General features: G+C 40.9%; 9 protein-coding genes and 1 pseudogene. 3 read left to right on the forward strand and 7 right to left on the reverse strand.

Annotation, left to right across the window (positions count from 1 at the left end):
• Positions 1 to 172: 172 nt before the first annotated feature.
• The gene (locus L1D50_RS20715) at positions 173 to 733 is read right to left on the reverse strand and encodes a hypothetical protein (RefSeq protein ID WP_138521388.1); all 561 of its coding nucleotides are present in this window, start codon (positions 731 to 733) and stop codon (positions 173 to 175) included.
• Positions 734 to 877: 144 nt separating this feature from the next.
• On the opposite strand from L1D50_RS20715, the pseudogene L1D50_RS20720 reads away from it, so the two are divergent.
• A pseudogene (locus L1D50_RS20720) lies at positions 878 to 979 on the forward strand (transposase); the annotation flags it as partial.
• An 86-nt stretch (positions 980 to 1065) separates the two neighbouring features.
• Complete coding sequence (locus tag L1D50_RS20725; RefSeq protein WP_239966721.1) at positions 1066 to 2037, forward strand: transposase; 972 nt, start codon at positions 1066 to 1068, stop codon at positions 2035 to 2037.
• 411 nt (positions 2038 to 2448) lie between these two features.
• Here the strand turns inward: L1D50_RS20725 and L1D50_RS20730 are convergent, their stop codons facing one another.
• Entirely contained in the window at positions 2449 to 2829 is a 381-nt protein-coding gene (locus tag L1D50_RS20730; protein WP_128725741.1) for a hypothetical protein, read from the reverse strand.
• Between the two features lie 98 nt (positions 2830 to 2927).
• On the opposite strand from L1D50_RS20730, the gene L1D50_RS20735 reads away from it, so the two are divergent.
• On the forward strand, positions 2928 to 3125 hold the full coding sequence (locus L1D50_RS20735; RefSeq protein WP_239966727.1) for a hypothetical protein: 198 nt from the start codon (positions 2928 to 2930) through the stop codon (positions 3123 to 3125).
• A 414-nt stretch (positions 3126 to 3539) separates the two neighbouring features.
• On the opposite strand, the gene L1D50_RS20740 is transcribed toward L1D50_RS20735, so the two are convergent.
• The 5 genes from L1D50_RS20740 to L1D50_RS20760 all read right to left on the reverse strand — a co-directional run.
• Positions 3540 to 3755 carry a hypothetical protein gene (locus L1D50_RS20740; protein ID WP_239966722.1) on the reverse strand — a complete coding sequence of 72 codons (216 nt, stop codon included), beginning with the start codon at positions 3753 to 3755 and terminating at the stop codon, positions 3540 to 3542.
• Positions 3756 to 3929: 174 nt separating this feature from the next.
• Entirely contained in the window at positions 3930 to 4265 is a 336-nt protein-coding gene (locus L1D50_RS20745) for a DUF2314 domain-containing protein (RefSeq protein WP_239966723.1), read from the reverse strand.
• Positions 4266 to 4829: 564 nt separating this feature from the next.
• Positions 4830 to 5129, reverse strand: a complete 300-nt coding sequence (locus tag L1D50_RS20750) for a hypothetical protein (RefSeq protein ID WP_239966724.1) — start codon at positions 5127 to 5129, stop codon at positions 4830 to 4832.
• Between the two features lie 119 nt (positions 5130 to 5248).
• Positions 5249 to 5659: a hypothetical protein gene (locus tag L1D50_RS20755; RefSeq protein ID WP_239966725.1), complete on the reverse strand. Its 411-nt coding sequence runs from the start codon at positions 5657 to 5659 to the stop codon at positions 5249 to 5251.
• 120 nt (positions 5660 to 5779) lie between these two features.
• Positions 5780 to 6010 (reverse strand): hypothetical protein (locus L1D50_RS20760; protein WP_239966726.1); only part of this gene is annotated, 231 nt, incomplete at its 5' end.

The following is a 6010-nucleotide window of genomic DNA, read 5'->3' on the forward strand; positions in this document are numbered from 1 at the left end:
GCTATCTAAAGAATATAATGCCATGATAAAATCAGTAAAATAGCAGAATAAGCTGCTATCTAAAGAATATAATGCCATGATAAAATCAGTAAAATAGCAGAATAAGCTGAGCAAATAATGAGCGCAAGCCAGCCTTTTGTGTCCGCCCTTTTAAGCGCGTTGTTATGTGAATTTACAGTGATCGCGCCCTTTGCCAGAAATTATTAGTGTCTAAGTTCTTGTTCCAAAGCTCAAACTTAGCACGGTGACTTTCCCATGGTTCATCTAAGACTTCACGTGTATCAGTGAGAGAGTAAGCCATACCTTCCATAAACCATTGCGGAGTATCTAGCCATACCTCAAAGTCACCGAGTTTTTCATGCTGTAAATGATGAACAAATTCATGAGAAAGAAAAGTCGAGTTCCAACCTCTAGGACCTACGACTATACCAATTGTACTAATTGTTATAGCTCTCATTTCCTCAAGACCGAATGAGTTAAAGCAGGCAGAGGTAGAGCAAAAAATTACTCTAGGGCTTTTCTCGAATGAAGCCACCTTTTTTTCTGTGAAAAAATATGCTGATGAATACAGCTTTGATGCTTCATCAAGTTTAGAAGAGTCATCAATACAGATGGTAGCACTAACACAGTCCAAACCGTTAAGCTCAGGAGCCAATATTCGGATAGGTTTGTATCCGTACCAAAAAAATAATGGGCTTAGGAGCACAGCAACGAGTAGCAATTTCTTCTTCATATTTATCCATCTACATAACGTCTCGCATAACCGATTAATACTGGTGAGGCATAATAAATCGCTGACACCCACCACTAATTTGCACCTTCCAAAGATACTGCCTAAACTTTGAATCTACACTCAAAGGATTGAGGAAACCAAACTATGGCTACTGCCCGTAAAAAGCAAATCAGTTTAACCGACACCAGATACTACCACTGTATCTCCCGCTGCGTAAGGCGCGCCTTTCTGTGCGGTCATAATAAATCGCTGACACCCACCACTAATTTGCACCTTCCAAAGATACTGCCTAAACTTTGAATCTACACTCAAAGGATTGAGGAAACCAAACTATGGCTACTGCCCGTAAAAAGCAAATCAGTTTAACCGACACCAGATACTACCACTGTATCTCCCGCTGCGTAAGGCGCGCGTTTCTGTGCGGTGAAGATAAATTTTCTGGAAAATCATACGAGCACCGCCGGGATTGGGTTGAAGAAAAGCTCCTGATGCTGGGCTCCGTGTTTTGTATTGATGTCTGTGCTTATGCCGTGATGAGTAATCACACCCACATTGTTTTATATGTTGATGATAAAAAGGCTAAGCATCTGTCGGATAAAGCGACTGTGATGCGATGGCACAAGTTATTTAAAGGCAATTGGATAAGCCAAAAGTTTACTGAAGGTGAACCACTCAGCGAATCGGAACAATTGATATTCGACGAGCTGGTTGATGGATATAGAGAAAGACTCGCAGATATTAGCTGGTTTATGCGAGTGCTTAACGAAGACATCGCCCGCCGAGCAAATAAAGAAGATAATTGTACAGGCCGGTTTTGGGAAGGACGATTCAAATCCCAAGCATTACTAGACGAGGCTGCATTGACTGCTTGTCTCGCTTACGTAGACCTAAACCCAATTAGAGCCAACATTGCCGCAACGCCTGAAACCTCAGACTACACCAGCATCAAAAAGCGCGTTGACCACGCAAAGCTGGGCAAACAACCAAAAAGCCTATTACGCTTCGCTGGCAGCCCACGAAAACACATGCCCAAAGGCCTGCCTTTTGAGCTCAAATCCTATATTGAATTGGTTGAGCTAACAGGCCAATGTATTCGCGCCGACAAGCGAGGCTATATCTTTGAGTCTCAACCCATACTCACTCGATTAAATATCGAACCGGAAAACTGGATAAAACTTACTACGCAGTTTTCTCGGGTATTCCACGGTGCAGTTGGAAGAGAGCGAACAATAACCGCCTACTGTGAAACACTGCAAAAACGACGACGTACAAACCTAACAAACTGCGAGCGCTTGCTGGCTTAGCAAAATTCACATTCTCAACGCTAGAATTTCTTACTGCTGTATTTACAGCGCGTTGTCGTGCGCGATAACTCAGTTTTAGTGTAGAGATACGCTTGGACGCTAAAAATTGGCCTATAACTAAACATTTTTGACCAAAATTATTGGAGTGTTTATATGCTTTTTTACTTCACTTCCCCAGCTTGAATATCAATAGTGATGGGTGTCACTGATTTTGTCATCATAAACATCAGTGCACCTGAAACTACTAGAGCTATACCAATTATTAGTAAGGTTTTACTCATTTCTCCGATTCCCGAGTGTTGTATAACGCCCGCATAATGGGCGGATTAAGCTTGGCTAAAATTAGCGAGGAACGAGCGTCAGCCAAGCTTAAGACGTCCATTCATTAATGCGTTTGTTATGTGCTCTCAGCTAACCAGTTACAATTCTATGTTTTTGTTTGACTGGTTCGGTTAGTGACCAACCCATTTCTTTAGCAACTAGCTTGGCAAGTGACCTAATTTCATCCCAATTAGGATCTTCATATAGAGCACTATTTTCACGGTACATGGCTGAGAATTGCGTACCTGAATGCTGAATAATGAAAGCATCTAACGCTTCAATAGATGCTACTTGTTCAAGTGTTAAATCGCTAACTTTCAAGTTGTCTAAGCATTCACCAAAATCAAGAACCAACTCATCACCAACAGCCGCGAAACTTGGATAAAGTGCCTCTTGGACTTTTGCTGATGCAGCAAGTGCCATAATCGAATTTTTCAGGTTATCCATATTTCTACCGGAGCACATAGACATAATGACTCCCACACGGTGCTAGCCTCCGCATTTTCGTGGGTTAGCTTAAAGCCAGAGCCATAATTAGTTTGTCAAATAACTAAATAGCAGAGGCTAGCATGACTAAACATAACATACTTTTCATTGGCTTAGATACTCATAAAGAGTTCATTGAAGTTGCCTATATTGAAGACAACCGAGGCGCAATAGTAGTGGGTGTCACTGATTTTTCTGTCACTGATTTTTCTGTTGTTAGGTATACTTTTCCCAAAAGTTATTACTTGCAATTTTTTGAGTGTGGCAAGGATTATTCTTAATGAACTCTATTGTTTCAACTTTGGATTCTGGGAGAACAGGAGCTGAATGGTAACCACTACCACAGTACCTGAAACCTGCTTCCCAAAGTAACCTTGCTGAATGCCACTTATTTGTATTCGACTGTTTCGGTGTACGAAAATTTCGACCTAAAAAAGCCATCCTGCGACCACAATTAGGGCAATTATGTACGAGTTCTGAATCAGCTTGCCAAGCAGTACCCGTATTTGACTCTTCAGTTGCACGTCTTTTGAATGCCACTCGACAATCAAAACATGCAAATTTGTGCAGAAATTCCATGTATACCTAACGCCTAAGTTAAAAGGCAAAATTTGGTTGGCTATAATGTGAAGCGGAGCGAAACCAGCCAACTGAATTTTGTCCGATTTTAAACTGTTTGTTATGTGTTTTTACACTTACCATGATTGCTTGGCTTTAGCTTGACGCAGCGCCTTACGTTCTTGTTTATTTGGAATATTCTCGCGAGTTGATAGGACAGCTTTGATATCTTGATATGCTTGCTGCCATTGCGGAGTATTTTTAAACTCAATTCCATCACTTTTAGCCGCTTGATATTGATCTGACATCTCAAACGACTCTTCGCATTTTAATAATGCACTCCTTCGACTCATCAAAGTGCCTGTGTGCATCTTTTCCAAGTCAGATTTTGATATTACTTCTAACTTTTTCGACACTCAATACCTCAGAAACACATAACGCCTGCCTAACCAGCGCGAAATAGCAGGCTAAAATTAGCGACGAAGGAGCGCAAACCTGCTGTTTTGCGTCCTTGGTTTAGGCACTTGTTAGGTGTTTTCTTCGTAAATATCTATTACATGACAAGCTTGAAAAGTGACAAGTTGTCCGCACTGCACACAATCACTGCCAGCAGGATCATTATCTAATTTGCCCTTATAGTAATTAGGGTAAACGTCTGTAATTTCTACCCACATACGTTCAACCGAAACTTCGTCAGAACCTATGCTCTCTTCCATGCTGAAAATTAGCTTTACCAAATCGCCTACTTTAAGAGATTCCCTGTCTTCTTTTTCAGGGATCCAGAATGTGTCTGGATATTCCTTATTTAATTCTTCTCCATTATCCAATTGATAATGATCTCTTTCATAGGTTGGCAGAATCATCAAAAACCTCGAAACACCTAACGCCTCGCTTAACCGGCGCAAAATAGCAGGCTAAAATTAGCGACGAAGGAGCGCAAGCCTGCTGTTTTGCGTCCCTTGGTTGAAGCGTTTGTTAGCTAGCAGCAAACACATATTTGCGGCCTAAATAAATAAAATGTACTGCAACAGCTATTGGTATAAGAAGCCAAATTAATTCGATATTTATACCTAACATAAATGCAAACCCAAGGATTGAGCAAAAACCACAGGTTATAAATAAACGTAGTTTAGTAAACGATAAAAAATATCTGTTTGGCTCTAGAATATGCATGAAAACGGAGATAAACGCGAACATGCCTAGAAAGCCACCAACCTCAATAAGTAACATAACCAGCGTACCATAATAACCGTCTACTATACCCATAATTGAGATGGGTATAGTGATTAAGCCTAGTCCTAGAAGTATGACTAAAGGACCGAACCCAATTATGGCTTCAACAATGATCAAGAATTTGTATATTGGTCTCATTTGCTAGCTAACGCCTGCCAGCAGGGGCGCAGAATGCGTCCCTCTGGCTGGCTTTGTTAGTTGCTTTCTCGCACCCATAATGGGCTGCGTAAATTAGACTTATCTACCTCGGACTTATCGAATAGATTCAGTTCAGAACCTTCGACATTCACGTCCAAAGACAAAGCCACATAGCCCTCAGGCATGTATTCGCTTAAAACTAGCTCTGTGCCTACCGGGATAACCATTCCAGATTCTGTAGTTAGCTCAACCTGTGACTTCCAGATTTCAGTTGAGTCTGACTCCAGAAATAAGAATGCCACCACTGAAAAAATTCCAGCCAACAGGCCAGCTATAAATGTAAATATTAACTTCATACTGTCCTTAGCAACTAACGCCCACACTAAGGGGCTGATAATGCTTGGCTATAATGTGGAGTGAAGCGAAACTGAGCCAAGCGTTAGCAGTCCCGCTTTAGTTGCTTGTTAGGCATTCTTTATACCAAGCTTTCTATGATCTCTTCACAAACCAACTCTAGTGATGCAGACTCTAATGGAAATGCGTCAATGTGTTTTGACCAACACCACTCAGTACCAACCATAAATTGATTCCCAAGCTCGATTTTTAGTACAAAATGTCCGAGAGCATCAACTGGTTTTATTAGTAACTCTAATTCATCGGGACTTTCAGAGGTTAATTTAGCTTCGCCTTTCAAAGAGCTTTTCAACGATTCGATGTCTTTTATGAACTTTTGTACTTCACTTCCATCAACCCATACTTCATGGGTAAATGTGAAGTTGGCGGCGTTTAAAGTAATTTGAAGATTGTAATCATAAATATAGTCAGCCGCTCCACGGCTTAATACTACGATCTCTAATTTATGACTATCACTTAAATTTATCTTCATACTTTAGGAATACCTAACGCCTCGCTTAACCGGCGCAAAATAGCAGGCTAAAATTAGCGACGAAGGAGCGCAAGCCTGCTGTTTTGCGTCCCTTGGTTAAAGCGTTTGTTAGCATTCAGCTTACTCCGAGCCAACACTTGGTAAGCCTAACTTTTTAACTAACGTTGTAAACTGCTCGTTTGTATATGGTCCAAACACAAATTCGTCGTGCTCAGCAAACTTATGGTCTTTGGTTTTATCGATGTAATAAAAAGAACACGTTTTATATGGGCAAGCATAAACTGATATGTACTTTTTATTAGCATTAATATTTACAGGCTCATCAATACGCCCAATATATGAGCCTTCACC

The organism is Pseudoalteromonas sp. Isolate6 (assembly GCF_022398435.1).
Lineage (GTDB): Bacteria > Pseudomonadota > Gammaproteobacteria > Enterobacterales > Alteromonadaceae > Pseudoalteromonas > Pseudoalteromonas galatheae.